This is a genomic window from Chelativorans sp. (assembly GCF_031180965.1).
In the GTDB taxonomy this organism is placed as follows: Bacteria; Pseudomonadota; Alphaproteobacteria; order Rhizobiales; family Rhizobiaceae; genus Chelativorans.
Map to the genome: position 1 here is coordinate 45,695 of NZ_JAPSLH010000017.1, position 24,027 is coordinate 69,721.

Below are 24,027 nucleotides of genomic sequence, written 5' to 3' on the forward strand. Positions count from 1 at the left end.
TGTCCGGGGGGCAATGGTAAGGATCGATTTCGAACGGGTCTTCGAAGCGCTGTCCAGTCCGCACATGGTCGTGGACCGGCAGTTGCGGTACGTCGCCGTCAACGCCGCCTATGAGCGCGTGACGATGCGCACGCGCGAGGAAATGATCGGCCGGCACCTCTTCGATCTTTTTCCCAATGAAGGCGAAAGCGGGCGGCGCCTGCGCTCTTCCTTCGAGCGCGTCTTCGCCACCGGCGAGATGGATTCGCTTCCCTACATCTCCTACGACATCCAGCGCCCGGAAGAGCAGGGCGGCGGGATGGAGCAGCGCTACTGGTCGGCCGTGCACACCCCGCTCGGGGACGGGGAGGGAAATGTCGCGTATGTTGTGCAGAACACGGTCGATGTGACTGAACTCGTCCGGCTAAGGCAAGCGGCGCATCTGCCCTTCCGCTTCGGCGAGATCAAGCTCCTGGAGCGCGCGCAGGAGGCCGAGCGGCAGCACAGCGCGCTCTTGGAGGAGGCGGAGGACTTCCGGCGGCTGTTCCAGCAGGCGCCGGGCTTCATTGCCGTGCTCTCCGGCCCCGAACACATCTTTACATTCGCCAATGACGCCTATCTCCGACTTATTGGCGGCCGCGCGGTGCTCGGCAAGAAAGTGCGCGACGCGCTTCCGGAGGTGGAGGGGCAGGGTTTTTTCGAAATGTTGGACCGGGTATTGGCGACGGGACAACCCACCGGTGGCGAGGCCGTTCGCCTGTTCCTCCAGCGCGCCGCGGGCGAGGAGCCGCGTGAGACCTTCGTCGACTTCTCCTACGATCCGATCCGTGATGGCGCCGGGCAGGTCACGGGCATTTTTGTTCAGGGCATGGACCGCACCGAAGCGGTGAAGACCCAGCGTCGCCAGCGCCTCCTCCTCGACGAGCTCAATCATCGGGTCAAGAATACGCTGGCCACAGTCCAGTCCATCGCCTCGCAAACCATGCGCTCGGCGCGCGACCTGGAAAGCGCCCGCGCGGACCTGGAAGCACGCATCGTCGCTCTGTCGAAGGCGCATGACCTGCTCAGCGCGCAGCAATGGGCGAACACCGAGCTCACCACCTTGGTGCGCCAGGAGCTTTCCGTGCACGACCGCGACCGTGTGCGGGTGGACGGCCCCTGGCTCCTGCTCGACCCGAAAACCTCGATTGCACTGGCGCTCGTCACGCACGAACTCTCCACCAACGCGGCAAAATATGGCGCGCTTTCCAGCGCGAATGGGAAAGTTTCCGTCAATTGGCGGCTTTCCGAGCGCCAGCCGCGCGACCTCCAGCTGGTCTGGACCGAGCGGGATGGACCGCCGGTGGAAGCGCCACGCCGGCGGGGCTTTGGCTCGCGCATGATCGAGCGCGTCGTCTCCGGCGAACTCGGAGGCACCTATGAGGCCGAGTTCTCGCCGCAGGGCTTTGCCTGCCGCATCAACATTCCTTTGAACGCATGATCGGACACGCCATGCAGCCGAACGAAATGCCCGGGAAATTCGATGGTCTTCGCATTTTCGTCGTCGAGGACGAAGCGCTCGTGGCGATGAATCTGGAGATGATCCTGGAGGATCTGGGCTGCACGATTATCGGCCCGGCGATGCGCTTCGACCGGGCGGAAGCGATGGTGGGTGGGGAACTCGCCGCCGACGCTGCCATCCTCGATGTCAATGTCGGCGGGCATGAGGTGTTTCCGCTAGCCGCACGGCTGGCAGAAAAGGGAATGCCGATCATCTTCGCCACGGGCTACGACCAATCCGGTATTCCGAAGGAATGGCACGAGCGCCCGATGCTGCAGAAACCCTATACCAGCGACGACGTGGCGCGCGCGCTCGCGCAGGCGCTGCCGGGAAAGAGACCGGGCGTTCCGACCGGAAAATAGCCTTATTCGCGTTCCCTTCCTTGCCGCCTCGTAGTAATTTCCGGGATGGGGGCGGGGCCGCGCATGCTTGGTTCCGCCATGAAGAACAGGCAGGTCAACCATGCTGCGCCGGATCAGCGAGAGCGAAGCTTTTGGCTTTGCCCCGACCGTTTCGCGCCAGCCGTCCGACCGCGTCTGCCTTGCCGGCATCGGCGTCGAGATACCCTCCGCGTCCATCTCCAATGAAGAACTGGTGGAGACCTTCAACCGCTGGGTCGACACCGAAAACATCCGCCGGAAAGGCCGTGGCGATGAGCCGCTGCCGAAGTCGAGCGCCGACTTCATCCGGCAAGCCTCCGGCATCCGGCGGCGACATGTCTATGAGCGGGAGGGGATTCTCGATCCGGCGCGGATGGCGCCGGTCATACCGGCACGCTCGGATGACGATCTCTCGGTCATGGCCGAATTCGGTCTGAAGGCGGCGCAAAAGGCGCTGGCGCAGGCGAAGGTCGCGCCGGGCGAGATCGACCTCATCATCTGCTCGGCCGCGCATCACCAGCGTCCCTATCCGGCCATCGCCATCGAGATTCAGCAGGCGCTCGGAGCTGAGGGCGCAGCCTTCGACATAGGACTTGGATGCTCGTCGGCCCTTGCGGGCCTGCATGTGGCGACGAATCTGGTGCGGGCGGGCGCCTACCGCCGCGTGCTGGTCGTAACGCCTGAGCTGATCACGGCGCATCTGAATTTCCGCGACCGGCAGACGCATTTCATCTTCGGCGACGCGGCGGTGGCCGTGCTTGTCGAGACAATGGAGCCGGGGCGGGAGCGGCACGGGCGCCTCGAGGTCGTCGACACGCGCGTCTGGACACAATTCTCCAACAATATCCGCACCAATTTCGGCTTTCTCAGCCGGCTTGCCCAGGACGATCCCTACCATCTCGACATGGAAGGCAAGCTGATCAAGCAGGTGGGCAGCAAGGTCTTCAAGGAAGTCACCATCGCCAGCCACCAGTTCATCATCGACTTCCTGGCCGAGTATGGCCACACGCCCCGGACGATGCGGCGCTTCTGGCTGCACCAGGCGAATGCCCGCATGAATGCGATGATCCTGAAACTCGCCCTTGGGGAGGAGGTGGGGCAGGACCGCGCGCCGACCGTCCTCGAGCGGCTCGGCAACACGGCCGCTGCCGGCGCGATCATCGCGCTCGCAGAGAACCACGAGGATATGCAGCAGGGGGAGTTTGGCCTCCTCTGCGCTTTCGGCGCCGGCTATTCCATCGGCGGCGCGCTCCTGAAGATGATGTGAGCCGGCCATGCTCGACCAACCGTCCCATCCAATGCCGGAAATCGTTCCGGCCAGAAAGCTTTCGGGCCGCGTCGCTGGCACCTATGTCGCCGCGGGCGGCGATTTCCAGACGAGCGCGGTGGAAGCTCTGCAGCTGAGTTTTGCCGGCATCGAGGGCGACCTCCATGCGGGCATCACGCGGCGCTCCGGCGGGCGGGAGCCGTGGTACAGGCGCGGTACGGAAATCCGCAACGAGCGTCAGCTCACGCTGGTCGCGCCGGACGAACTGGCGGAGATCGCGGCAGGCATGGGCATAGCAGAGGTGCGACCGGAATGGATCGGCGCCAATCTTCTGCTCGACGGCGTGCCGCGGCTGTCCATGCTTCCCGCCGGAACGCTCCTCTTCTTCGAGGGCGGCGCCACGCTGAAGGTCGACTTCCAGAATGGCCCCTGTCGCATCGCGGGGAGGGCGGTGGCGCAGAACGCCGGCATGGCCGATGTCGAGGCCGGCGCGCTGCTCTTTCCCAAGGTGGCAAGGCGCCTGCGTGGCGTGCTCGCCTGGGTGGAGAAGCCCGGCCGGATCGCGGCCGGCGAGCGCGTCTCGCTGCGCATTCCCGAGCAGTGGATCTACCGGCCTTAAGCTATTCCTCGTCGTCGTCAGGTTCCAGCAGCCGCGTCGCGCGCCACCGGGTCAGCACGTCGTTGATCTGGTCGACCACGAAGAAGCGCGCCGCGTCGCGGTCATAGCCCTCGGCCAGAAGCTGGTCGTAGTCGCTGTGCTCGTGGCGCAGATGGGTGACGGTGGCGATCCAGACCGCCACCGACGGCGGCAGCGAACGCAGCTTGCGGTCGTTGGCGAGCGCGCGGATCTTTTCCGTGTCCGAGTAGGGCGCCTGCGGCAGCAGCGCCGTCAGGGCCTTGTTCACGGCACGTTGGCGCGCGGTCGAGACTCTCATCACCTGCTCCTCATCGCCGGGCAATATACGAGACGACGGGCCCTTCAAAGCGCGACATTGCAACGGGTGCTTCAGGCCGCCATGCGGCGGCTCACCCGCCTCGCGCGGTAGGCGCCGGGGCTCACGCCCATGGCCCGCCGGAAGTGGCGGTTGAAGGTGGAGAGGTCGTTGAAGCCGGCATCGAAGGCGATGCTGGTGATGGGATCGTCCGACTGCCGGACCTTCAGTGCTGCGCGGTGCAGGCGCGTGCGCAGCACGAACTGGTGCGGCGTCATGCCGACCACGCGGCGGAAGGTGCGGAGGAAATGGTAAGGGCTCATCGCCGCGTCGCGGGCAAGAGCCTCCAGCGAGACGTTTTCCGGTTCATGCGCCCTGGCTTCGACGCAGCGCAGGGCTTCGGAAATGCGCCGCTCGTCGCGGGCGGTCGGGTCCCGTCCCGAACCTGGCCTGTCGGCAAGGAGGGTCATCACCGCGCCTGCGAGGCGCAGCGACAGTTCCTCCAACTCCGCCGCCGCTCCGGTCCCTGCAGCGCCCTCCGCTTCGGTCAGCAGAGGCATGAGTTGGGGCAGGGGCGGCAGGCGCGGGGCGTCGAAAGTGGCCGCCCGCGCGCCCGGCACGGCGGCCACTATGCCCTCCCAGTTGTCGGGGGCGAAATGGAAGGCAAGACATTCGTCGCCCGTCCCATGCTCATGGCTGCATTCGTAGCAGGTGCAGGGATTGCCGAGCAGCAGTGCTCCCGGGGCGAGCAGCGCCGAACCGCGCGAGGACCGGTAGCGGAAGGTGCCGTGCGTGACGGCGGCCACGCAGACGGACGCGTGCTGTTCCTCGAAGGGGCGGTCCTGCGGGCCGGCCGTGCAGAGGAAACGGCTGACCCGCCAGCCGGCGCCGGAGGCCAAGGTGCGGGAGTGGGTCGACATCGGCGCGATATAGCAATTTTCCCCAAGCGGCGGAACGGCCGATCGCCTATCGCCGGAACCCTCCTGACATATGAGGGAAAGGGACAGCCATGAAAACCTCGTTTATCGAAGCCCTCCACGCCGATGCTCCGGCGCCCGATCGGGCGGACAAGATGCGCCTTTACAGCTGGCTGATCGGCGACTGGGAAATGGACGCTTTCATGCATTCTGACGAAGGCGTCGTGCAGCGCGGCCGCGGCGAGATCCATTTCGGCTGGGTGCTGGAGGGCCGTGCCATCCAGGACACCTGGATCCTGCCCGGCGCCTTCTACGGGACGACGCTTCGCGTCTATGACCCCAATCTGGATGCCTGGCACATCCTGTGGAGCGACCCGGTCAGGCCATATTATTCGCGCCAGATCGGCCGCGCCCGTGGCAAGGACATCGTGCAGGAAGGCAGGAACGATGCCGGCGAGGCGACCCGCTGGACTTTTACGGACATTTCTCCGGACTCGTTCCGTTGGCTGGGCGAGGTCTCGACCGACGACGGCGCCACCTGGAGCCTGCAAACGGAGTTCGAGGCGCGGCGTGTGCCGGGCGTGCAGACCCGGAAAAGCATTCCGATGCTCGACCACGTTTCGATCGGTGTGCGCGACTTGGAGCGCGCCAGGCGGTTCTACGACGCGGCGCTCGAGCCGCTTGGCTATTCCCGCCTCAGCGCCGGTGTAGCATCGCTCGGCTATGGGCATGATCTCGTAAGCTTGTGGGTCAATACGGCCGAGCGGCCGGTTCCGCCGGACGAGACGTCGGGCCTCCATTTCTGCTTCGGCGCGCCATCCCGACAGAGCGTGGATGCGTTCCACACCGCGGCTGTCGCGGCGGGCGGGCGCGACAATGGCGGACCTGGCCTCCGTCCGGAATACGGGCCCGCCTACTATGCTGCCTATGTCATCGATCCGGATGGCTACCGCATCGAGGCTTATTGCGGCCGGGCTGACTAGCTGAGGCAAAAGGCTGCTAGCGCACGGGCTCGGCCGCGCCCCTGGGCCGCAGGCTTGTCAAGCGCCTCCAAAGGATATAAGCATATCTTTATATCTTTTGGAGGCCTGAATGCTGAAGCGTCCGAGAATCCGGCTCGACCTAATGGTCGACATCCTCAAGGCGGCGGCGGAGCCGAGCCGGCTGCGCATCCTCGTGCTCCTCTCCCATGCCGACCTGACGGTCTCCGACCTGACCGAAATCCTCAACCAGTCGCAGCCGCGCGTCTCGCGCCATCTCAAGCTCCTGCTCGAATCCGGCCTCATCGCCCGCTACCAGGAAGGCTCCTGGGCCTTCTTCCGGCTGTCCGACGGGGAGGCTGCGCGCGAGTTCGTGGACGGAGTGGTGGCGCGCGTCGACCGCACCGACCCGGTGCTCGACCGCGATCTGGAACGGCTTGACGCCATCAAGCGGCGGCGGCAGGAGAGGGCGGCCGAGTATTTCCGCAAGAATGCGGCAAGCTGGGACCATATCCGCTCGCTCCACGTCTCCGACGCCGCGGTGGAAGCCGGCCTCAAGGCGCTGGTGGGCGAGAAGACGTTCCAGTCCATGGTCGATCTCGGCACTGGCACAGGACGGCTGCTCGAACTGTTCTCGCCGCTCTACCGGCGCGGGGTCGGCGTCGATCTTTCGCGCGAGATGCTGGCGGTCGCCCGGGCCAATCTGGAGCGGGCGGGCGTGACGAACGCGCAGGTGCGCCTCGGCGACATCTATGCGCCGCCCGTGGAGCGCGATGCCTTCGACCTCGTCACCATCCACCAGGTGCTGCACTATCTTGAGGACCCGGCGGGCGCGGTGCGGGAGGCAGCGCGGCTCCTGCGCCCGGGCGGGCGGCTGATCATCGTCGATTTTGCGCCGCATGGCCATGAATTCCTGCGCGAGGAGCATGCGCATCTGCGTCTCGGCTTTGCCGACAGGCAGATCGCGGAATGGCTTGGCGAGGCCGAGCTCGACCTGGCCGAAACGCGCAGCTTCGCGCCGCGCGGCAACGAGGCCGAGGGGCTGACGGTGAAGCTCTGGATGGCGCGCGACCGGCGTCAGGCCATCGCTTCGCACGAGGTTTCCGCCGACAGGGAGATTGCCTGATGTCGCCTTTCCAGCTTGCACGGCGGCCTGAAACAGGCGCCAGGATCCGCGTCTCCTTCGAATTCTTTCCGCCCAAGACGGAGGACATGGCGCACAAGCTCTGGGAAACGGTCGAGCGGCTGGCGCCGCTGCGGCCCTCCTTCGTATCCGTCACCTATGGCGCGGGTGGTTCCACGCGCGAGCCGACCGCGCGGACGCTCCGGCGCATCCTGCAGGAAACGGCGCTCGACCCGGCCGCGCATCTTACCTGCGTCGATGCCGACCGGGATGCGGTGGACAGTGTCATCGCCGATTTCGCAGCCATGGGCATCAGGCGCTTCATCGCCCTGCGCGGCGATCCGACCGAGGGCGTTGGAGCTGCCTACCGGCCGCATCCCCGAGGCTACACGAACGGGGCCGAGCTTGTGCGCGCGCTCGCCCGGCACGGCAGTTTCGACATCTCCGTTTCCGCCTACCCGGAGAAGCATCCGGAAAGCCCGGATTTTGCCACCGATATCGAGATGCTGAAGCGCAAGGTGGACAATGGCGCCACGCGCGCGATCACCCAATTCTTCTTCGACAACGACGCTTTCGAACGCTACGTCGAGCGCGTCCGGCGCTCCGGCATTTACGTGCCGATCGTGCCCGGCATCCTGCCGGTCCACAATTTTCCCCAGATGGTCCGCTTTGCCGGCCGCTGCGGTTCGCATGTGCCGGCGTGGATGGCAGAGCGCTTCGCCGGACTTGAGCGGGATCCCGCCACGCACCAGCTCGTCGCCGCCGCTGTGGCAGCAGAGCAGGTTCTCGACCTCATAGAGCGCGGCGTTTGCGACTTCCATTTCTACACGATGAACCGGGCGGAACTGGCCTTCGCCATCTGCCACATGATCGGCATTCGCCCCGAAGCGGAAAGGGCGGCCTCCGCACCGGTGGCTGCTTGACGGAGAGCAGGCGCAAAAAAGGCCGGGTTTTCACCCGGCCTTGCTGTTCTTCAGCTTCGGTCTTTTCGGCTCAACCTGCTTACGGCAGGACCCCCATGATGAGCGCGCCAACGAATACGAAAGCCGCACAGATGACGAGCGCGTTGAGTGGCCTAGTCAGTCCCATAAGCGAAGCCTCCTCTGCTGACTGGGACCTCGGATTCTAGGTATTAACAAACCGTTGCCAAGAGGTTTGTGTGCTGCAATGCAGCAGAGTCGTAGAATGGTATTCTAATAGGATAGCGCTCAGCCTTGCTTTTGCTGAGCAAAATGCCAGTCCTTCACAAAATGTTTACGCCGGGAAGGGTGCCCTCACTGCCGGCGAAGAAGCCGGCCGTCGATGGTGACCAGCCCCAGACCGATAAGAACCATTCCCGCGATTTCGAAGCTCTCCAGCCGTTCGCCAAGGAAAAGCGTGCCGAGCAGGATGGCGCTGACGGGCACGATCAGCGTCACAAGCGAAGCATTGGTGGCGCCGGCCGAGGCGATCAGCCGGAAATAGATGATATAGGCGAAGGAGGTGGCAAGCACCGCCAGCGCCACCACCGCAGCCCAGACATGGGCGCTCGCGGCGAAAAGGCCCTCCGGACCGTGCAGCAGGAGGATTGCGGGCACCATGACGACCGTCGAGGCGGTAAGCTGCCCCGTGGCGATCACGGGCGGCGGAATATGCCTGAACCGGCGCGCATAGATGAAGGCGAAGGCATAGGAGAGAGCTGTTCCCACCAAGGCTAGCTTTGCCCATATCGGCCCGCCGAGGCCTGTCATGAGTCCGGGCCCGATCATCACGGCCGTCCCGGCGATGCCGAAGAGGATGCCGCAGAGCTTCGGCAAGGAGAGCTTTTCGTCGGCCGTGAACATGTTGGCCAGAATGGCGGTCCAGAAGGGGGTGGTCGCGTTGAGGACGGAAGCGAGCCCCGCGCCGATCTCCGTCTGGCCGAGGAACATCAGCGAGAACGGAATGATGTTGTTGAGGAAAGCGAGCGCGAAGAAGCTGCCGGCCATGGGAAAAGCGAGGCGGAAGCTCGGACCGCGGATGCCCAGCCAGATCTGCAGTATGGCGGCGGCAATGGCAACGCGGAACATCACCAGGTTGAGCGGCGGGATCTCGGCAACGGCGATGCTGACAAAGAAGAAGGAGCCGCCCCAGATCGCGCCGAGCAGGATGAGCAGCGTCCAGTCCTTGAGCGAGATCTGCCTTGCCGGGGCCATTTCCGTGCCGACAGCCATGAGGGCCTCCAGAAAAAGAGCCTTGCCATAGCATCCGGCGCGCCGCGGGCCACCCGATTTCCGCTCCTCGCGCAAGACTTGCACCACCACGGCGCGGAAAGATGCTGGCGGCGGTTCCCTTTGCATCCGCCGCGAACTAGTTTGCCCCCGCACTGGAGGTTGGCGATGCAGCGATTCGAGACCGCCCGGGACGTTGCCCTGAAGATGCGGCCCGACGATTCCGTCTACTGCTTCCGGCCGGAGGTGCTGAAGGCCGATGCCCGCCACTTCATGAGCATGTTTCCGGGCAAGACCGCCTATGCCGTCAAGACCAATGGCGAGGAACTCGTCTTAAAAACCCTGGCGGAAGCCGGCGTTACGGCCTTCGATGTGGCTTCGCCGGCGGAATTCGCCGCCGTGCGGGCCGTCGCGCCGCATGCCGAGATGCTCTACATGCATCCCGTCAAGACGCAGTCGGATATCCGCCTGGCGCTGCAGGACTACAAGATCCGCGTCATCGCCGTCGATCATGAGGACGAGGTGACCAAGGTGATCCGGATCGCACGCGCGCTCGACATCGATCCGGGCGCACTGACGATCTTCGTGCGCCTTCAGACCAAGGGTAATGCCGCCTACGAACTGTCGAAGAAATTCGGCGCCGGGCCCGCCTATGCGGTAGAGCTCCTGCAGCGGCTTCACCGCAACGGCTACAAGGTCGGCATCTGCTTTCATGTGGGCAGCCAGATCGAGGACCCGGAGACCTATGAACGGGCGCTCGCCTCGGCCGACTGGGTGCGGAACAGGGCCGGCGTGCCGCTCGCTGCGCTCGATCTGGGCGGCGGCTTTCCGGCCGAATACGGGCACGACCCCAACCGCCGGAAGCCGGAGATGCCCTCGCTCGACGAGCTCATGGCGCGGCTTAGGGCCGATATCTTGGAATGGGGCTTCGACACGCTGCCGCTTGTCGCCGAGCCCGGCCGGGTGATCGTCGCGCGCGCCTTCTCGCTACTCGTTCGGGTGCTCCTGCGCAAGGGCAGGCGGCTCTACATCAATGACGGCATCTGGGCTTCGCTGTCGGATTCCTGGACGGGCAAGATCACGCTGCCGGCACGCTTCATCCCCGATCCGGCCATTCGCACGCGCAACGGCAAGGCAGAGAACATCGTGCCGTTCCGCGTCTGCGGCGCTACCTGTGATTCCGTCGACATCCTCTCGCGGCCCTTCTGGCTGCCGGAGACGGTGGACACCGGCGACTGGATCGAGATCGGCCATATCGGCGCCTACTCGATGGCGCTCCGGACCCGCTTCAACGGGTTCTACCCGGACACATTCGTCGAGGTCGAAAAACCGTTCGACGAAGGGGATGCCCCGGAAGGGCTCGCGAGCCTGGAGACGATGGCGGACTAGGGAGTTATGGAGGAAGGGAGTAGGGGAGTAGGGGAGTAGGGGAAAGGCAGTGGGCGAGCGTCCACTTTCCCTGATGATGTTGTCTAGTTGTCTAGACAAGGCGACAAGCGTCTGTTCCCCTGTTCCCCTATTCCCCTATCCCGCATTGGCCCTTAGCCAACCGCGCCAGGCTTCGGCATTGCCGTGGAAGACATTGATGTCGGCATTGCCCCTGATGCCGGGGACGATGCCGGTTCCCGTGTACTGCCAAAACACCCAGGGGTGGTTGTCGTATTTCTCGTCCGGATGGCCGGCCACCGAGCGCAGCCAGAAGGGATAGCCCTTGAAGCGCCAGAGCCCGTTGTCGTCGAAGAAATCGACGGAGGTGTAGATGATCGGCCGCTTGCCGTAGTGGCGCTCCACCATGTCGAGGAAGACCTGCATCTCGGCGCGCACGGTCTCGGCGGGCGGCCGCAGCTTGCAGGTGGGCGAGAGGTGGTTCCACTCCATGTCGAGCACCGGCGGCAGCGCGCCGCTGTCGCGCGGGACGTGGCGGATGAACCAGCGCGCCTGCTCCACTGCGGGCCGGCAGAAATAATAGAAGTGGTAGGCCCCGCGCGGAATCCCGGCGGCTTTTGCCGCGCTCCAGTTGCGGTGGAACATGTCGTCCACCCGATCGCCGCCCTCGGTCGCTTTGATGAAGGCGAAGGAGATGCCGTTGCGGCGCAGGGCCTGCCAGTCCACCTCGCCCTGGTACTTCGAGACGTCCGTGCCGTGAACCGGATAGTGCCAGGGAGCGCGGCCGGTCCAGTCATGCTGATCATTGTCGGCAAAGCGGAGGCCGCCGGAGGAGCTTGGCAGGGCCGCTGGCGAGACAAGGTCGGAAAAGTCGTAGCTCGCCCCGGAGCAGCCGGCGAGCAGAAGCAGGCTCAGCAAAATTTTCGTCAGACGCATGTTTCGGAGAGCCTCCCCGCAAGCGAATCGCTATCGTGCGATCGGTTTTCCGGGATTAGGCCATGCGGATTGCGCTTTCCATCACGAAATGGCTCGCGGGCTTCCTCGTCGCCGCCCTCGTGGCGGTAGCGCTCTGGCTGTGGCTCGCGCCGCCGGACCTCATCCGCGTCGGGGCCAACTACGCGGCGAAGACCGTCTGCTCGAACGTCTTCCTGGCCAACCGCGACCCGCAGACGGTCCTGGCCGAGGACGTCCAGGCCCCCGGGCACCCGCTGCTGAGGCTCATGCGGGTCGAGGTGGACGCGGCGCAGGCAAGCGTCCGGGCAGGGCTGTTCGGCTCGGCCGGTGACGGCCTGGCGGCCTATCTCGGCGCCACCGGCTGCGCAGCAATTCCGGACGGCGACATGGCCGCCGCTCCACGCCTCTTCGTCGACAGGCCGGCGCAGCCGCGCAGTACAGAGCTTTGGCCGGACGGCATCCGCATCGATGTGTCGGGGAAACCGGCCGTCGCAGCCATTCTCGACGATCCGGCCATGACCGGGCCGGGAATGCGGGCCGTGGTGATCGTGCAGGACGGGCGCATCATCGGCGAGCGCTTCGGCCCGGGCGTCACCGATTTCGAGCAGCCGCTCCTCGGCTGGTCGATGACGAAGAGCGTCAACGCGGCCATCGTCGGCACGCTTGTCGGGGCCGGCAGGCTGTCCGTCCACGATAAGGGACTGTTCCCCCGCTGGGCAGGCGACGGGCGGGTGGAGATCACCTTGGCCCACCTGCTCGGCATGGAGAGCGGCCTTGCCTTCAACGAGTATTACGGCGGGGTGAGCGACGTCACGCGCATGCTCTATCTTGAGCCGGACATGGCCGCCTTCGCCGCCAACCAGCCGCTGCTCCACCGGCCCGGCACGCAGTTTGCCTATTCGAGCGGGTCGAGCGTCATGGCTTCCCGCGCCTGGCAGAACGTCTTTGCGAGGCCCGAGGAGGCTCTGGAATGGCCGCGCCGCGCGCTGTTCGACCCTTTGGGCATGGAAACGGCGGTCTTCGAGACGGACGCGCGCGGGACATTCGTGGGCTCCTCCTATCTTTATGCCTCCGCCCGCGATTGGGCACGCTTTGGTCTCCTGCTCCTCCAGGACGGGGTGTGGAAAGGGCAAAGACTTCTGCCCGAGGGTTGGGCGGAATGGATGCGGACGCCCACAAAGGCCTCCGGCGGTGAATATGGACGGGGGCTGTGGCTGCACGGGCCGCGGGTGGCGACGCCCTTCGGGCAGGATGCCGACGCCGGCTTCGACCTGCCCGATGACGCCTACTGGCTGATCGGCCATGACGGGCAGACAATCACCATCCTCCCGTCGCGCAGGCTGGTCGTCCTGCGCATGGGCCTGACGCCGGCGAAGCTCGCCTACAAGCCGCAGGCGCTGGTGGAAGCAGTGGTCCGGGCGCTCGATGCCGAGGATGGGTGACGGGGGATCCGCAATCAGGGCAGCCGCACTACCGCGTGCACCGCATAACCGCGGAATCGCGAGTCGAAAGAGAGGCTTGCGCCGCGCTTCTCGCATTCCGATTCAAGCACCTCGCGCAATGAATCACGCGGGCTGACATGGAACGCCGAGAGCCAGCGGCGCAAGCCCTGGCGGAACCAGCCGGGCAGGCGCTCCTGCCGGCCGAAATCCACGATATGCAACGAGCCGCCGGTCTCCACGCAATCAAGCGCCGCGGCGATAGTCCGCTCCCAGGGCGGGATCATCGACAGGGCGTAGGAAAGGAAGACGCGGTCGAAGCGCGAGCGGCCGAACAGTGCCGCGGCGTTGAAATCGGAGGCGTCCGCCTCGGCCAGCCGCACGATATCGTCTATATGCTCGCGGCGCAGCCGGTTTTCGGCCGTTGCGAGCATCACCCGCGATATGTCGATCCCGTAGAACCATGCCTTGGGGTATCGCTCCGCGGCGAGGGAGAGATTACGCCCCGTGCCGCAGCCGAGCTCCAGCACGGTGCCGTTGCGCGGAACTTTCAGCGCGTCGATCAGATCGTCCCGCCCGAGCAGATAGAATTTTCGCGTCAGATCGTAAATGTGGCGCTGATGGCGGTAGACACCATCCATCAGGCGGGCGTGGGAGGGGCTTTCCGCCACGGCGCTCATGCGTCTTTCTTCACATAAAGGTGGAAGCCGCCATAGATCGCCGAGCGGTCGCGCGCGGAGAGTTCGCGCGAGCGCGCGAATTCGTAGCGCCACTGGTCGAGCAGCGCCGGGGAGAGGCGGCCGGGGAGCAGGCTCGGCTGGGCCGCCGTGCGGAAGATAACGCGCGCCTGGGGAGCGGCCGTGCGCGTGATCTCGGTCCAGAGCGCGTTGAGCTGCTCGTCGCTCATCCAGTCCTGCGCGTCGAGGAGCACGAAACGGTCGATGGTCGCAGCCGGCTTTCTGGTCAGCAGCTCGATCAGATTTGCATGGTGGACGGTCGCGCGCCCGGCATTGGCGCGGATCGTCGCGAAGTTCCCGCGCTTGAGATAGGCGGGCATCTCCGCCTCGCCCTCGCGCGGATAGCGGCGCGCGAAGGCAGCCCAGGCAAAATAGTTCTGTTTCAGGGGGAAATGGCAGGCCAGCTTTTCCAGCCGTGCGCAGAGCACCTCGGCCATCGTGCCGTTGCCGGAGGAGAGCAGCGCGTCATACTGCGCCGGCGGAATGCCGAGGCCGAAGAGCGAAGCCTTCCGCGAGGTCGCCCAGCGGATCAGCGGCCTGTCGAAGAGCGGCTTCAGTCGCTCCTCGAAGAAGCGCCGCTGCTCGCGCAGATTGGTCGACTGCATGATCTCGGACGGGTCCACGCCGTGAAGCTTCGCCACCCGGTGGCCCATGGCGATGAAGAAGCCGAGCAGGCCGGTGCGATAGAAGTCGCGGCCGAAGGCGCCAATCCGCCGCCGGCCGAGCATGTCGCGCGATTCCCAGTAGTGGCGCGAGCGGGCGTCCAGCCTCTCGGCGATAAAGCGATCATAGGCGGCCATGTTTGCGTAGTGGCCGGGCTCGCCGAAAAAGCGCAGCAAATCCTCGTAGCCCGGCAGCGCGGCAAAGGCGGCGAGCTTCAGCCGGTTCAGCGCCACATGGGCGGCGTTGAGATCGACGACGTCGATGCGCGCGGGCGAGCGCGTGAGATAGGCGAGCATATTGCAGCCGCCCGAGGCGATCGTCACCATGCGGTGGCCTTCGCCGAGTTCCATGGCGGCCATGTCCACCTCCGGGTCTTCCCAGATCTGCGGATAGACCAAGCCCGAGAAGAGGAGGGCGAAGAGCCGTTCCGATAGCCCGTCTTTGGAAAGGATGCTGTTCTGGTAGACGGCCTTTCCGATGCGGCGGCGCGAGGAAAGGCCGATATCGGCGGCGAGATCTGTCATGGCTGAGCCCCTATCCCTTGTCCAAGGGGCTAGCGGAAGTCCATGACAGCCGGTTGAAGGTCGCGTGACGCTCTGTGACGGCGCTGTGAATCACCGCCAATGCGCTTTTCGTGCTGCTGGGCGCCTTCCACCTGACTTTCGCAGAGCCGCTTGACAATAACACTTCAATTATATAACTTGTCTATTATAAAGGAGTGCTCAATGACGCGGGACCTGGATGCGGTGTTTTCGGCCCTGGCGGACCCCACCCGCCGGGCGATCCTTGCCCGACTGGCCCTGGGCGAAGCGACCGTGATGGAATTGGCCGAGCCCTTCGAAATGTCGCAGCCGGCGGTCTCGCGGCATCTCAAAGTGCTCGAGACCGCAGGGCTGATCACGCGCCGCGTGAACGGCACCAAGCGGCCATGCCGCCTGGCGCCCGAGGCCATCGCCGAAATCGACCAGTGGCTGAACTGGATGAGGGAAGCGCTGGCGAAAAATTACGACCGGCTCGACGAGGTGTTGGCCGGGATGGACCAGGAAAAAGGGAAGGAAAAGCCATGAGCAGACTGACTTTAAAGACTGAAGGCGATACGCATGTGGTCGTCACCCGCCGGTTCGCGGCACCGCCGCAGGCGGTCTTCCGCGCCCATACGGAAACGCAGCTGATCCAGAAGTGGATGCTCGGTCCGGATGGGTGGACGATGCCGGTCTGTATCAACGAGCCGAAGCCGGGCGGCAAGATCCGCTACGAGTGGTCAGACGGGAAGGGAGGCGGATTCTATCTCACCGGCGAATTCATCTCCCTCGAACCCTTCCGGAGGATCGTGCATGTGGAGCGGATGCATCTGCCCGATCCCACGCCCGACAATCATGTGGAGACCGTCTTCGAGCCTGACGGCGAGGGCACGCTGATGACGATGCGCATGACCCTTCCGGACGCCGAGACCAGGAGCGCGATGCTGGCGACGGGCATGGAGCATGGCATGGAAGCAAGTTACCAGCGGCTTGAGGAAACCCTGAAGGCCACCGGCCAGTCGGGCTGACGGGTAGGTCGCAGGAGCGGGGCGGTCGCGGTTGCTCGCCGCGCCGCGGTAAGCGTCGGCCGCGGGGCCAGGGCGCCTGCCCCTGTCCGCCCGAATTTCTCCCGGCACCAGCAAAAGTAACAGCCTGTCACCCAATGTGAGGAAACCGCCGGCCTTGCTGCGCATTGGATGGGAGGCTGCCCGATGCGGGCTCCGTAAAGGAAAGGGAGACATGTAATGAGGAAGCTTCTGATTGGTCTCGTGTCCGGCACTGCCCTTCTGGGCCTGGCCGCTTGCGGCGACACTGACGACACCACCACGCAGAGCGTGGAACCCGGCGGCACGCAGCAGACCATGCCCCCGGCTGGCGGCGATGCGGGCGCGGGTGGCGGTGCGGCCACAGGCGGTGCGCAGACTGGCGCCGGCGGAACGGGCGCTGGCGGCGCGGCCGGAACCGGCGGTCAGTAAGACACGCGAAAGTACCCGAAGCTCCGTCGCTTCGGCGGAACGGCCCTCGAGCATACTCGGGCCGGGCTTTGGGAAAGCAGAAAGGCCGGGAAGGACCGGCCTTTCTCTTTTTTGCGGGACTGGGTTTCCCTTGGCACGCCGGACAAAGACTGGAATTCCACGCAGCACCGGATGCGACGAAAAAGCAGTCTCGAAATCGCCGTCAAATCGTTTTAGAAGTGCGGATCAAATGTCTATTCTCTTCCGCATTTCAGAGTTCGTCGCGCGCACCTCGGGCAGCGCGCTGTCTGCGCTTGTCGAGGCGGTGCGCACCTTTTTGGGCGGCGATCCAGAGCTGCGCCGCCGGGTCGCCTTCTCCATCGCGCTCATCGCCCTTTCTGCCAAGATGGCCAAGGCCGACGGCGTGGTCTCGCCCAACGAGGTACGCGCCTTCCACGAGATCTTCTCGGTGCCGCGCGAAGAAATGCGCAATGTGATGCGGCTCTACGACCTCGCCAAGGGCGACGTCGCCGGCTTCGAGGCCTATGCCGAGCAGATGGCCGGGCTGTGCGGCTCGGGCTCCAGGAACTGCCCGATGCTGGAGGATATTCTCGACGGGTTGTTTCATATCGCGAAGGCCGATGGCGTCTTGCACGAGCGCGAGCACGATTTCCTGGCGCGGGTGGCGGATATATTTGCCATCAGCGAGAGCCGCTATGCGCGAATACGCGCCCGCCATCTGGCCGGCGGCAAGTCGGATCCCTTCCTCCTGCTCGGCGTCAGCCCGGATACTCCTTTCCCGGAGATCAAGCGGCGCTACCGCGAGCTTGTGTTCCAGAACCATCCGGACAGGCTGATGGCGCGTGGCGTTCCGGCGGAGTTCCTGGCCATCGCCAATGCGCGGCTCGCGGCGCTGAACGCCGCCTTCGAGCAGATCGAAAAGGGCTGGATGCCCGCATGACGGGCTTCAAACCCGATTGTGCAAAAGCGGCGGTCCGCGCCTCACCCAATTTCAACGAGCGACGGGACGGACGGAAGCCCGATGCGCTCATCCTCCACTATACGGCCATGGAGACCGGAGAAAGCGCGGAGGACTGGCTTTGCAGCCCGGTCAGCGAGGTCTCCTGCCACTATCTCGTTCACGAGGACGGGCGGGTGGTGCAGATGGTGCCCGAGGCTGGGCGCGCCTGGCATGCGGGCAAGGGCTCATGGAACGGCGAGAGTGACGTCAACTCCTTTTCCATCGGCATCGAGATTGTCAATCCGGGTCACCGCTTCGGCTATCCCGACTTTCCGGTCACGCAGATCGAGGCCGTGATCCAACTCTGCCACGACATCTGCCGCCGTCACTCGATCCCGCCGCGAAGGGTGCTCGCCCATTCCGACACAGCGCCGGGCCGCAAGATCGATCCGGGCGAGAAATTCCCCTGGGGACTGCTGGCCCGCCGCGGCATCGGCCATCTCGTGGAACCCTCGCCGCTCACCGACGGCGAGAACCTCGCGCTGGGCAGGCGAGGGGAGGCCGTGGAAGAGCTGCAGAGGCAGCTTGCCGCCTATGGATACGGCATCGCGCCCTCGGGGCAATTCGACAAGGAGACCGAAACGGTCGTCGCCGCCTTCCAGCGGCATTTCCGGCCGGCGCGCGTTGACGGGATTGCCGATCCGTCTACCCGGGATACCCTCGCAAGGCTCCTCGCAGCGCTGCCGGGATAGGGGCGCAGCAGCCGGTTTTCTCGAACTATGTTTCAGGCGGTCACGCTTGTTGACCGGGCCTGCCCTTTTCAGTTCATCTTCCCCGGTAAAACCCCAGGCATCGGAAACGGGGCGCCCTATCCGTTGCACCGAGCAACCAAAACACGCCGTGGATCAACGCGGCGGGTGAAAACGAACGGGTAAGAATGAAAATCAAGATGGTTTTTGCGGCAGCTGTCGCTGCCGGAGCGATGACGCTCGTCTCCAATATTGCACAGGCTTCTGAGAAGACGGCTCCCGCCGACGCCAAAGCGGAAACCTCGCGGGCAGGCGGCCTCGGAGAGGCGATGAAGCAGGTCCTGCGCGCGGGGAATGCGGCCGCCGAAGCGGGCGGCGATCATCGTCCGGTGCCGGGCGGGGCCAAGCTCGCGAGCACCGATCCGAAGGCGGGGATCGACAACACGGTGACGGGTTCGGTCAAGCCGTCCGGAAAGACTGACGAGAAGACCGTCGGAACGCGGCCCTTCCACGCCATCATCTCGCAATGTGCGGAGCACTATGGCGTGCCCGTTTCCCTTGCCCACGCCGTCGTCACGCTCGAAAGCAACTATCGGCCCAAAGCGCGCGGCAAGGCCGGCGAGATCGGACTGATGCAGATCAAGCCTTCGACGGCGAGGATGATGGGCTATAGCGGATCGGCCCAGGGACTCTACGAGCCGGAGACGAACATAAAATACGGCATGAGATATCTCGGCCAGGCCTTCAAGCTCGGTGGCGGGGACACTTGCTCGGCCATCTTGAAATACAATGCGGGACACGGGGCCAAGCGCATGAACCCGATCTCGTCCGCCTACTGCCAGAAGGTGAAGCGCCTGATCGGCGGCAAATGAGAAGGCCATTGCCTTTTGTCGCGCGAATGCCTTTATACGAGGCACCAGCCGGTCGGACGGCCGCACGCGCAAGCGCCGAAAGGCCGCGCGTGAGGAAAGTCCGGGCTCCACGGAAATACGGTGCCGGGTAATGCCCGGCGGGGGCAACCCCAGGGAAAGTGCCACAGAAAGCAGACCGCCCCGCCTGTATCTCGGCTCGATCGCCGCCTGGGCGAAGCGAACCGAAATACGGGCGGGGTAAGGGTGAAAGGGTGGGGTAAGGGCCCACCGCGCTCCTGGCAACAGGGGCGGCACGGTAAACCCCACCGGGAGCAAGACCGAATAGGAACGGCGCGAAGGGCAACCTTCAGGGCGATTTCCGGCCCGCCGTTCGGGTAGGTTGCACGAGGTCGATGGCGACATCGGCCCCAGAGGAATGGCCGTCACGTCGCGCCTTGTCGGCGCGGCCATACAGAACCCGGCTTACAGACCGGCTGGTACCTTGCCTGTGGCAGGCCTGCGCAACCGCCTGCGCTGGCCCGTTGCCGCCTTTCAAAATCGAACACGCATGAACAGCATCTTGCGGCGGCCGAATAATCAGCCCTCTCGCCGCGCCGGCTCGAACAATTCGATCGGGTTTCCGCTCGGATCCTCGATGATGATCTGCTTGCCTCCGTTGCCCGAGATGATCTCGCTGCGGAACCGGCCTCCCTCCTCCTTCATGCGAGCCACGGTCGCGGCCAGATCCTCAACCTCGATCTGGATCCGGTTCCAGCCGCCCGGCGAGGGCGATTGCCCGTCGGGCATAGATTGGCCAGCGCCGCCGGCGCCCGGCCTGTTCAGGAGAAGCCGCAGATCGCCTTTCGCCAGAGCCGCAAAGCCGGGGGCCGGGTGCATGAGCAGCGAAAAGCCGAGGGTATCGACATAGAACGGGATCGCAGCATCCACGTCATGGACGATGTAGCGGAAGGTGACGGCCATCGGAACTCTCCCTTTTGACCGAATTAGGGCAGCCGGCGCGCGGACGCGATAGAGGGCAAGATGCGCCCGACCGCAGCTGTCCGGGCTGCGGCTCCTAACACTTCCTTAGCCTTAATGGATCATAAGTTCGGTTCGGCTCCCGGAGAAGGAAAACGGGCGCCCCGGGGCCCTGTGGCCCTTATTCCCGTTGACGCCCATATCGGCCCATGCTATCCCATTGAGTACATCAGTTCTCGTTTCCAGTCAGTCTTTTGAACACAGCGCCGCCTGCGTTGGGGCAGTGTGTGGGGACGCCCCTGCGCGCGGACGCTGCTGGTTTGTTGGGGAGCCGCACCAGGCGGTCGAAACAGGAGAGAGGGGCAGGGCGTCAGTGACGGCCGTTGCGCAGCATGGACCGGTTTTTATCGAGCGCGATCAACAAGATCGACACGAAGGGGCGGGTCTCGGTGCCGGCCCATTTCCGGTCCGTGGTGCAAAAACGCGGCTTTGCCGATCTCTACGCGCTGCGCGCGCTGGACATACCGGCGATGGATGTGGGCGGGCCGGATCTTCTCGACCGGTACGAGCAGCGCATCGCGCTCGAGGATCCGTTCCTGCAGACGGCGGACGACATGTCCTTCTTCGTCCATGGGGACGGCAGCTTCCTCAAGCTCGACCAGGACGGGCGCATCACGGTGAGCGACTTCATCCGCGAGCATACGGGGATCACGTCGGAGGTCGCCTTTGTGGGGCGGGGGCTCTTTTTTCAGATGTGGGAGCCGGAGCGGCTGCGTGCCTATGGCGCGCAAGTGCGCGAACGGCTCCTCAAACTGCGGCAGCAGGCCTCGCAAGGCCGGCCGGCCGCGAGCTCGGAATGATGGCGGGCCCCGGCGAAAATGCCGGTGGCGGACCGGCCCGCCACATTCCGGTTCTTCTTGCCGAGGTGGTCGCGGCGCTGGAGCCGGCGCCCGAAAAGCGGATACTCGACGGCACTTTCGGCGCGGGCGGCTACACGCGCGCCCTTCTTGAGGCAGGCGCCGACGTCATCGCCATCGACCGCGACCCCGACGCTATCGCGGCGGGACGCGCGCTCGTCGAGGAATTCCCGGGCCGTCTGCGGCTGGAACATGGCCGCTTCTCGGAAATGGAGCGCATCGCCGGCGAGCCGCTCGACGGCGTTGTGCTCGATGTCGGCGTTTCCTCGATGCAGCTCGACGAGGCCGAGCGCGGCTTCTCCTTCCGCAAGGACGGGCCGCTCGATATGCGCATGGGCAGGCATGGGATCAGTGCCGCCGATATCGTCAACCGCTTCAAGGCGGGCGAACTTGCGCGCATCTTCGGCCTGCTTGGCGAGGAGCGCCATGCCGGCCGCATTGCCCGCGCCATTGAGAAACGGCGCGCGGAAAAGCCTTTCGAGACGACCGGGGATCTCTCCGCGATCGTAGAGCGGGTGCTCGGCCAGAAGCGCCCCGATCAGATCCATCCCGCCACCCGCGCCTTCCAGGGCTTGCGCATCTTCGTCAATGACGAGTTGGGCGAGCTCGCCCGGGCGCTCTTTGCTGCCGAGCGCATCCTCAAGCCCGGCGGCGTGCTCGCCGTCGTCACCTTCCACTCGCTGGAGGACCGCATCGTAAAGCGCTTCCTGGCCGCCCGCTCCGGGCCGCAGGCGCAGTCGCGCCATCTTCCCGAGGCCGCCGCCGCCCAGCCTGGTTTCGACAAGCCGATGAAGCCCGTGGCGCCCGGCGAAGCGGAGACGGCGGCAAACCCGCGCGCCCGCTCGGCGCATCTGCGGGCCGCCCGGCGAAGCATCCACCCGGCAGGTCCCGAAGACCTCAAAATGCTCGGCGTGCCGGCGCTGTTCGTGACCGAGCAGCTCGGCGAGAAGGCGAGGTAGTCCTATGTTGTTCCGCACCAGCGATGTGATCCTGATCACCGTCATGCTTTCGGCGGCGGCCTTCACCTACAAGACCAAGCACGATGCTGAAGCCATGATGGACCGCATCAAGGCGCTGCAGACCCAGGTGCAGCTCGAGAAGGATACGATCGACGTCCTCAACGCCGACTGGAGCCTGCTTACCCAGCCGGCGCGCCTGCAAAGGCTGGCGAAAGCCTATGAAGCGGAACTCGGACTCAAGATCCTGCAGCCGCAGCAGATCGTCGGCTACGACGCGCTCGGCGGCATCCCGTTCCGCGTGAACAGCGTCGAGGAGCTGATCGCGCAGAACGGTGGCCTTGACCTGGAGAATACTGATTTCACCACCACCGGCGGAGTGCGGCCATGAAGATTCCGGCGATCTGGAGATTGCGGCGGCCCGGGAAAGCGGACGAGGCGGCCAACGCCATCATCGTCGAAGGCCGGCGCAAGGCCACTGGCGGGCGCTCGCAGAGCCGGGTCATCATGACCATGGCCGTCCTCTTCGGCGTCTATGGCGCGCTCGGCGCGCGGCTGGTCCAGCTCGGCCTTGCCGAAGATGCGCAGGTGAACCTGCCGCAGACCCGCCCCACCGCCTCGCGGCCCGACCTTCTCGACCGGAACGGCGAGGTGCTCGCCACCGATATCAAGACCGCCTCGCTCTTCGCCGAGCCGCGCCACATCGTCGATATCGACGAGGCCATCGAGAAGCTGCAGACGGTCCTGCCGGACCTCAACTACGAGCAGACCTACCGCCGTCTCGACAGCGATGCGGGATTCGTGTGGCTGCGCCGGCAACTGTCGCCGCGCCAGCAGAGCGACATCCTGGCGCTCGGCATTCCCGGTCTCGGCTTCCGCACGGAGAAGAGCCGCTTCTATCCCGGCGGCCCGACCGCCTCGCACATCCTCGGCCTTGTCAATATCGACAATCAGGGCATCGCCGGCATCGAGAAATATGTGGACGAACAGGGCCTCGCCGATCTTCAGGCGCTCGGCCTTGCCGGGCCCGAGACGCTGGAGCCGGTCAAGCTCGCCCTGGATCTGCGTGCCCAGTACATCCTGCATGACGAGCTTTCGCAGGCCATGGACCGCTACCGCGCCATCGCCGCCGGCGGCGCCATCCTCAATGCGCGCACCGGCGAAGTCTTGGCCATGGCCTCGCTGCCGGACTACGACCCGAACAACCCCTACAACGCGCTCGAAAAGGACCGCATGAACCGCATGACGGCGGGCGTGTTCGAGATGGGCTCCACCTTCAAGCTCTTCACCACCGCCATGGCGCTGGATTCGGGCCTTGTCGGCCTTGACGACCGCTTCGACGCCACGCGCCCTCTGCGCTTCGGCCGCTTCACCATCAACGATTTCCACGGCAAGCGGCGCGTGCTTTCCGTGCCCGAGATCTTCATCTACTCCTCCAATATCGGCACGGCCAAGATGGCCGACGTGGTGGGCACGGAAGGCCACCGGGAGTTCCTGAAGAAGGTCGGCCTCATCGACCGCATGCGCACGGAATTGCCGGAGGTCGCGCAGCCCACCGAGCCGAAGGAATGGAAGAAGCTCCACTCCATCACCATCTCCTTCGGCCACGGCGTCGCGACCACGCCGTTGCAGACCGCCGTGGCGGCCGTCGCCATGCTGAATGGCGGCAAGCTCATTCCGCCCACCTTCCTGCCGCGCAGCGAGCAGGAGGCCGCCTCCGTCGCAACCCAGGTGATTTCGCCCGAGACGAGCGAGAAGATCCGCTATCTGTTCCGGCTCAATGTGGAGAAGGGCTCCGCAAAGCGCGCTGAGGTCCCCGGCTTCTATGTGGGCGGCAAGACCGGCACGGCCGAGAAAGTGATCAACGGCCGCTACTCCAAGGACACGCGCTTCAACACCTTCCTCGCCGCCTTTCCCATCAACGATCCGCAATATGTCGTGGTCGTCATCCTGGACGAGCCCAAGTCCGAAAAGCCCGGCATGGCGGCCACCTCCGGCCTCAATACCGCGCCCACCGCGGGAAACATCATCCGACGCACCGCGCCGCTACTTGGCGTCGAGCCGGATTTCGGCCATGAAAGTGAGGCTTTGCTGGTCTCCTATCAGTGATTCCCGCCTGAAGAGCGGGACAGGCCGCTAAAGAAATCTGGGATG

At 65.2% G+C, this 24,027-nt stretch carries 26 protein-coding genes and 1 other RNA gene; 20 read left to right on the forward strand and 7 right to left on the reverse strand.

What is annotated here, in order from left to right; translation table 11 throughout:
• Positions 1-13 precede the first annotated feature (13 nt).
• The 4 genes from RIN79_RS13840 (at position 14) to RIN79_RS13855 (ending at position 3,785) form a co-directional block, all read left to right on the forward strand.
• Positions 14-1,459 carry a PAS domain-containing protein gene (locus RIN79_RS13840; protein WP_309085256.1) on the forward strand — a complete coding sequence of 482 codons (1,446 nt, stop codon included), beginning with the start codon at positions 14-16 and terminating at the stop codon, positions 1,457-1,459.
• A gap of 11 nt (positions 1,460-1,470) precedes the next feature.
• Positions 1,471-1,881, forward strand: a complete 411-nt coding sequence (locus tag RIN79_RS13845; protein ID WP_309085257.1) for a response regulator — start codon at positions 1,471-1,473, stop codon at positions 1,879-1,881.
• A gap of 100 nt (positions 1,882-1,981) precedes the next feature.
• Positions 1,982-3,166 carry a beta-ketoacyl-ACP synthase III gene (locus RIN79_RS13850; protein WP_309085258.1) on the forward strand — a complete coding sequence of 395 codons (1,185 nt, stop codon included), beginning with the start codon at positions 1,982-1,984 and terminating at the stop codon, positions 3,164-3,166.
• Positions 3,167-3,173: 7 nt separating this feature from the next.
• Positions 3,174-3,785 carry an MOSC domain-containing protein gene (locus RIN79_RS13855; protein WP_309085259.1) on the forward strand — a complete coding sequence of 204 codons (612 nt, stop codon included), beginning with the start codon at positions 3,174-3,176 and terminating at the stop codon, positions 3,783-3,785.
• A gap of 1 nt (position 3,786) precedes the next feature.
• Here RIN79_RS13855 and RIN79_RS13860 read toward each other — a convergent pair whose 3' ends face one another.
• Positions 3,787-4,101, reverse strand: coding sequence for a DUF2293 domain-containing protein (locus RIN79_RS13860; RefSeq protein WP_309085260.1), 315 nt, complete (start codon positions 4,099-4,101; stop codon positions 3,787-3,789).
• A 71-nt stretch (positions 4,102-4,172) separates the two neighbouring features.
• Positions 4,173-5,018 carry an AraC family transcriptional regulator gene (locus RIN79_RS13865; protein ID WP_309085261.1) on the reverse strand — a complete coding sequence of 282 codons (846 nt, stop codon included), beginning with the start codon at positions 5,016-5,018 and terminating at the stop codon, positions 4,173-4,175.
• A gap of 602 nt (positions 5,019-5,620) precedes the next feature.
• Here RIN79_RS13865 and RIN79_RS13870 point away from each other — a divergent pair.
• From RIN79_RS13870 to metF, 3 genes are all read left to right on the forward strand, one after another.
• Positions 5,621-5,998 (forward strand): VOC family protein, encoded by a 378-nt coding sequence (locus RIN79_RS13870; RefSeq protein WP_309085297.1) that lies wholly within the window; start codon positions 5,621-5,623, stop codon positions 5,996-5,998.
• Positions 5,999-6,107: 109 nt separating this feature from the next.
• The gene (locus tag RIN79_RS13875; protein ID WP_309085262.1) at positions 6,108-7,121 is read left to right on the forward strand and encodes a metalloregulator ArsR/SmtB family transcription factor; all 1,014 of its coding nucleotides are present in this window, start codon (positions 6,108-6,110) and stop codon (positions 7,119-7,121) included.
• Positions 7,121-8,041 carry a methylenetetrahydrofolate reductase [NAD(P)H] gene (gene metF, locus RIN79_RS13880; RefSeq protein ID WP_309085263.1) on the forward strand — a complete coding sequence of 307 codons (921 nt, stop codon included), beginning with the start codon at positions 7,121-7,123 and terminating at the stop codon, positions 8,039-8,041. Before RIN79_RS13875 ends, metF begins: the two co-directional genes overlap by 1 nt.
• Positions 8,042-8,392: 351 nt before the next feature.
• Here the strand turns inward: metF and RIN79_RS13885 are convergent, their stop codons facing one another.
• Entirely contained in the window at positions 8,393-9,310 is a 918-nt protein-coding gene (locus RIN79_RS13885; RefSeq protein ID WP_309085264.1) for a DMT family transporter, read from the reverse strand.
• A gap of 165 nt (positions 9,311-9,475) precedes the next feature.
• Between RIN79_RS13885 and RIN79_RS13890 the strand changes: the two genes are divergently transcribed.
• Entirely contained in the window at positions 9,476-10,696 is a 1,221-nt protein-coding gene (locus RIN79_RS13890; protein ID WP_309085265.1) for an alanine racemase, read from the forward strand.
• Between the two features lie 135 nt (positions 10,697-10,831).
• On the opposite strand, the gene RIN79_RS13895 is transcribed toward RIN79_RS13890, so the two are convergent.
• Positions 10,832-11,629, reverse strand: coding sequence for a GH25 family lysozyme (locus RIN79_RS13895; RefSeq protein ID WP_309085266.1), 798 nt, complete (start codon positions 11,627-11,629; stop codon positions 10,832-10,834).
• Positions 11,630-11,691: 62 nt separating this feature from the next.
• Between RIN79_RS13895 and RIN79_RS13900 the strand changes: the two genes are divergently transcribed.
• Complete coding sequence (locus tag RIN79_RS13900; RefSeq protein WP_309085267.1) at positions 11,692-13,089, forward strand: serine hydrolase; 1,398 nt, start codon at positions 11,692-11,694, stop codon at positions 13,087-13,089.
• A 14-nt stretch (positions 13,090-13,103) separates the two neighbouring features.
• Here the strand turns inward: RIN79_RS13900 and RIN79_RS13905 are convergent, their stop codons facing one another.
• Positions 13,104-13,766, reverse strand: a complete 663-nt coding sequence (locus tag RIN79_RS13905; protein ID WP_309085268.1) for a methyltransferase domain-containing protein — start codon at positions 13,764-13,766, stop codon at positions 13,104-13,106.
• A complete protein-coding gene (locus RIN79_RS13910; RefSeq protein ID WP_309085269.1) occupies positions 13,763-15,010 on the reverse strand; it encodes a DUF3419 family protein in 1,248 nt (415 codons plus the stop codon). The genes RIN79_RS13905 and RIN79_RS13910 overlap by 4 nt, the downstream gene beginning before the upstream one ends.
• Before the next feature lie 201 nt (positions 15,011-15,211).
• On the opposite strand from RIN79_RS13910, the gene RIN79_RS13915 reads away from it, so the two are divergent.
• The 7 genes from RIN79_RS13915 to rnpB all read left to right on the forward strand — a co-directional run bounded on the left by RIN79_RS13915 (position 15,212) and on the right by rnpB (position 19,524).
• Positions 15,212-15,553 (forward strand): metalloregulator ArsR/SmtB family transcription factor, encoded by a 342-nt coding sequence (locus RIN79_RS13915; protein ID WP_309085270.1) that lies wholly within the window; start codon positions 15,212-15,214, stop codon positions 15,551-15,553.
• Positions 15,550-16,035: an SRPBCC domain-containing protein gene (locus RIN79_RS13920; RefSeq protein ID WP_309085271.1), complete on the forward strand. Its 486-nt coding sequence runs from the start codon at positions 15,550-15,552 to the stop codon at positions 16,033-16,035. Before RIN79_RS13915 ends, RIN79_RS13920 begins: the two co-directional genes overlap by 4 nt.
• A gap of 216 nt (positions 16,036-16,251) precedes the next feature.
• The gene (locus tag RIN79_RS13925; RefSeq protein ID WP_309085272.1) at positions 16,252-16,482 is read left to right on the forward strand and encodes a hypothetical protein; all 231 of its coding nucleotides are present in this window, start codon (positions 16,252-16,254) and stop codon (positions 16,480-16,482) included.
• Between the two features lie 229 nt (positions 16,483-16,711).
• Positions 16,712-17,422: a DnaJ family molecular chaperone gene (locus RIN79_RS13930; RefSeq protein WP_309085273.1), complete on the forward strand. Its 711-nt coding sequence runs from the start codon at positions 16,712-16,714 to the stop codon at positions 17,420-17,422.
• Positions 17,419-18,174 carry an N-acetylmuramoyl-L-alanine amidase gene (locus tag RIN79_RS13935; RefSeq protein WP_309085274.1) on the forward strand — a complete coding sequence of 252 codons (756 nt, stop codon included), beginning with the start codon at positions 17,419-17,421 and terminating at the stop codon, positions 18,172-18,174. Before RIN79_RS13930 ends, RIN79_RS13935 begins: the two co-directional genes overlap by 4 nt.
• A gap of 185 nt (positions 18,175-18,359) precedes the next feature.
• On the forward strand, positions 18,360-19,043 hold the full coding sequence (locus RIN79_RS13940) for a transglycosylase SLT domain-containing protein (RefSeq protein WP_309085275.1): 684 nt from the start codon (positions 18,360-18,362) through the stop codon (positions 19,041-19,043).
• 44 nt (positions 19,044-19,087) lie between these two features.
• An RNA gene (gene rnpB / locus RIN79_RS13945) (RNase P RNA component class A) lies at positions 19,088-19,524 on the forward strand.
• Between the two features lie 95 nt (positions 19,525-19,619).
• On the opposite strand, the gene RIN79_RS13950 is transcribed toward rnpB, so the two are convergent.
• Positions 19,620-20,003, reverse strand: coding sequence for a VOC family protein (locus RIN79_RS13950; RefSeq protein WP_309085276.1), 384 nt, complete (start codon positions 20,001-20,003; stop codon positions 19,620-19,622).
• 389 nt (positions 20,004-20,392) lie between these two features.
• Here RIN79_RS13950 and mraZ point away from each other — a divergent pair, with 389 nt between their 5' ends.
• From mraZ to RIN79_RS13970, 4 genes are read left to right on the forward strand one after another with little or no spacing between them, the layout of a single operon-like run.
• On the forward strand, positions 20,393-20,860 hold the full coding sequence (gene mraZ, locus RIN79_RS13955; RefSeq protein WP_309085277.1) for a division/cell wall cluster transcriptional repressor MraZ: 468 nt from the start codon (positions 20,393-20,395) through the stop codon (positions 20,858-20,860).
• Positions 20,857-21,876 (forward strand): 16S rRNA (cytosine(1402)-N(4))-methyltransferase RsmH, encoded by a 1,020-nt coding sequence (gene rsmH, locus RIN79_RS13960; protein ID WP_309085278.1) that lies wholly within the window; start codon positions 20,857-20,859, stop codon positions 21,874-21,876. Before mraZ ends, rsmH begins: the two co-directional genes overlap by 4 nt.
• A gap of 4 nt (positions 21,877-21,880) precedes the next feature.
• The gene (locus tag RIN79_RS13965) at positions 21,881-22,264 is read left to right on the forward strand and encodes a hypothetical protein (protein ID WP_309085279.1); all 384 of its coding nucleotides are present in this window, start codon (positions 21,881-21,883) and stop codon (positions 22,262-22,264) included.
• Positions 22,261-23,982, forward strand: coding sequence for a penicillin-binding protein 2 (locus RIN79_RS13970; protein WP_309085280.1), 1,722 nt, complete (start codon positions 22,261-22,263; stop codon positions 23,980-23,982). Before RIN79_RS13965 ends, RIN79_RS13970 begins: the two co-directional genes overlap by 4 nt.
• The last annotated feature ends 45 nt before the right edge of the window (positions 23,983-24,027 follow it).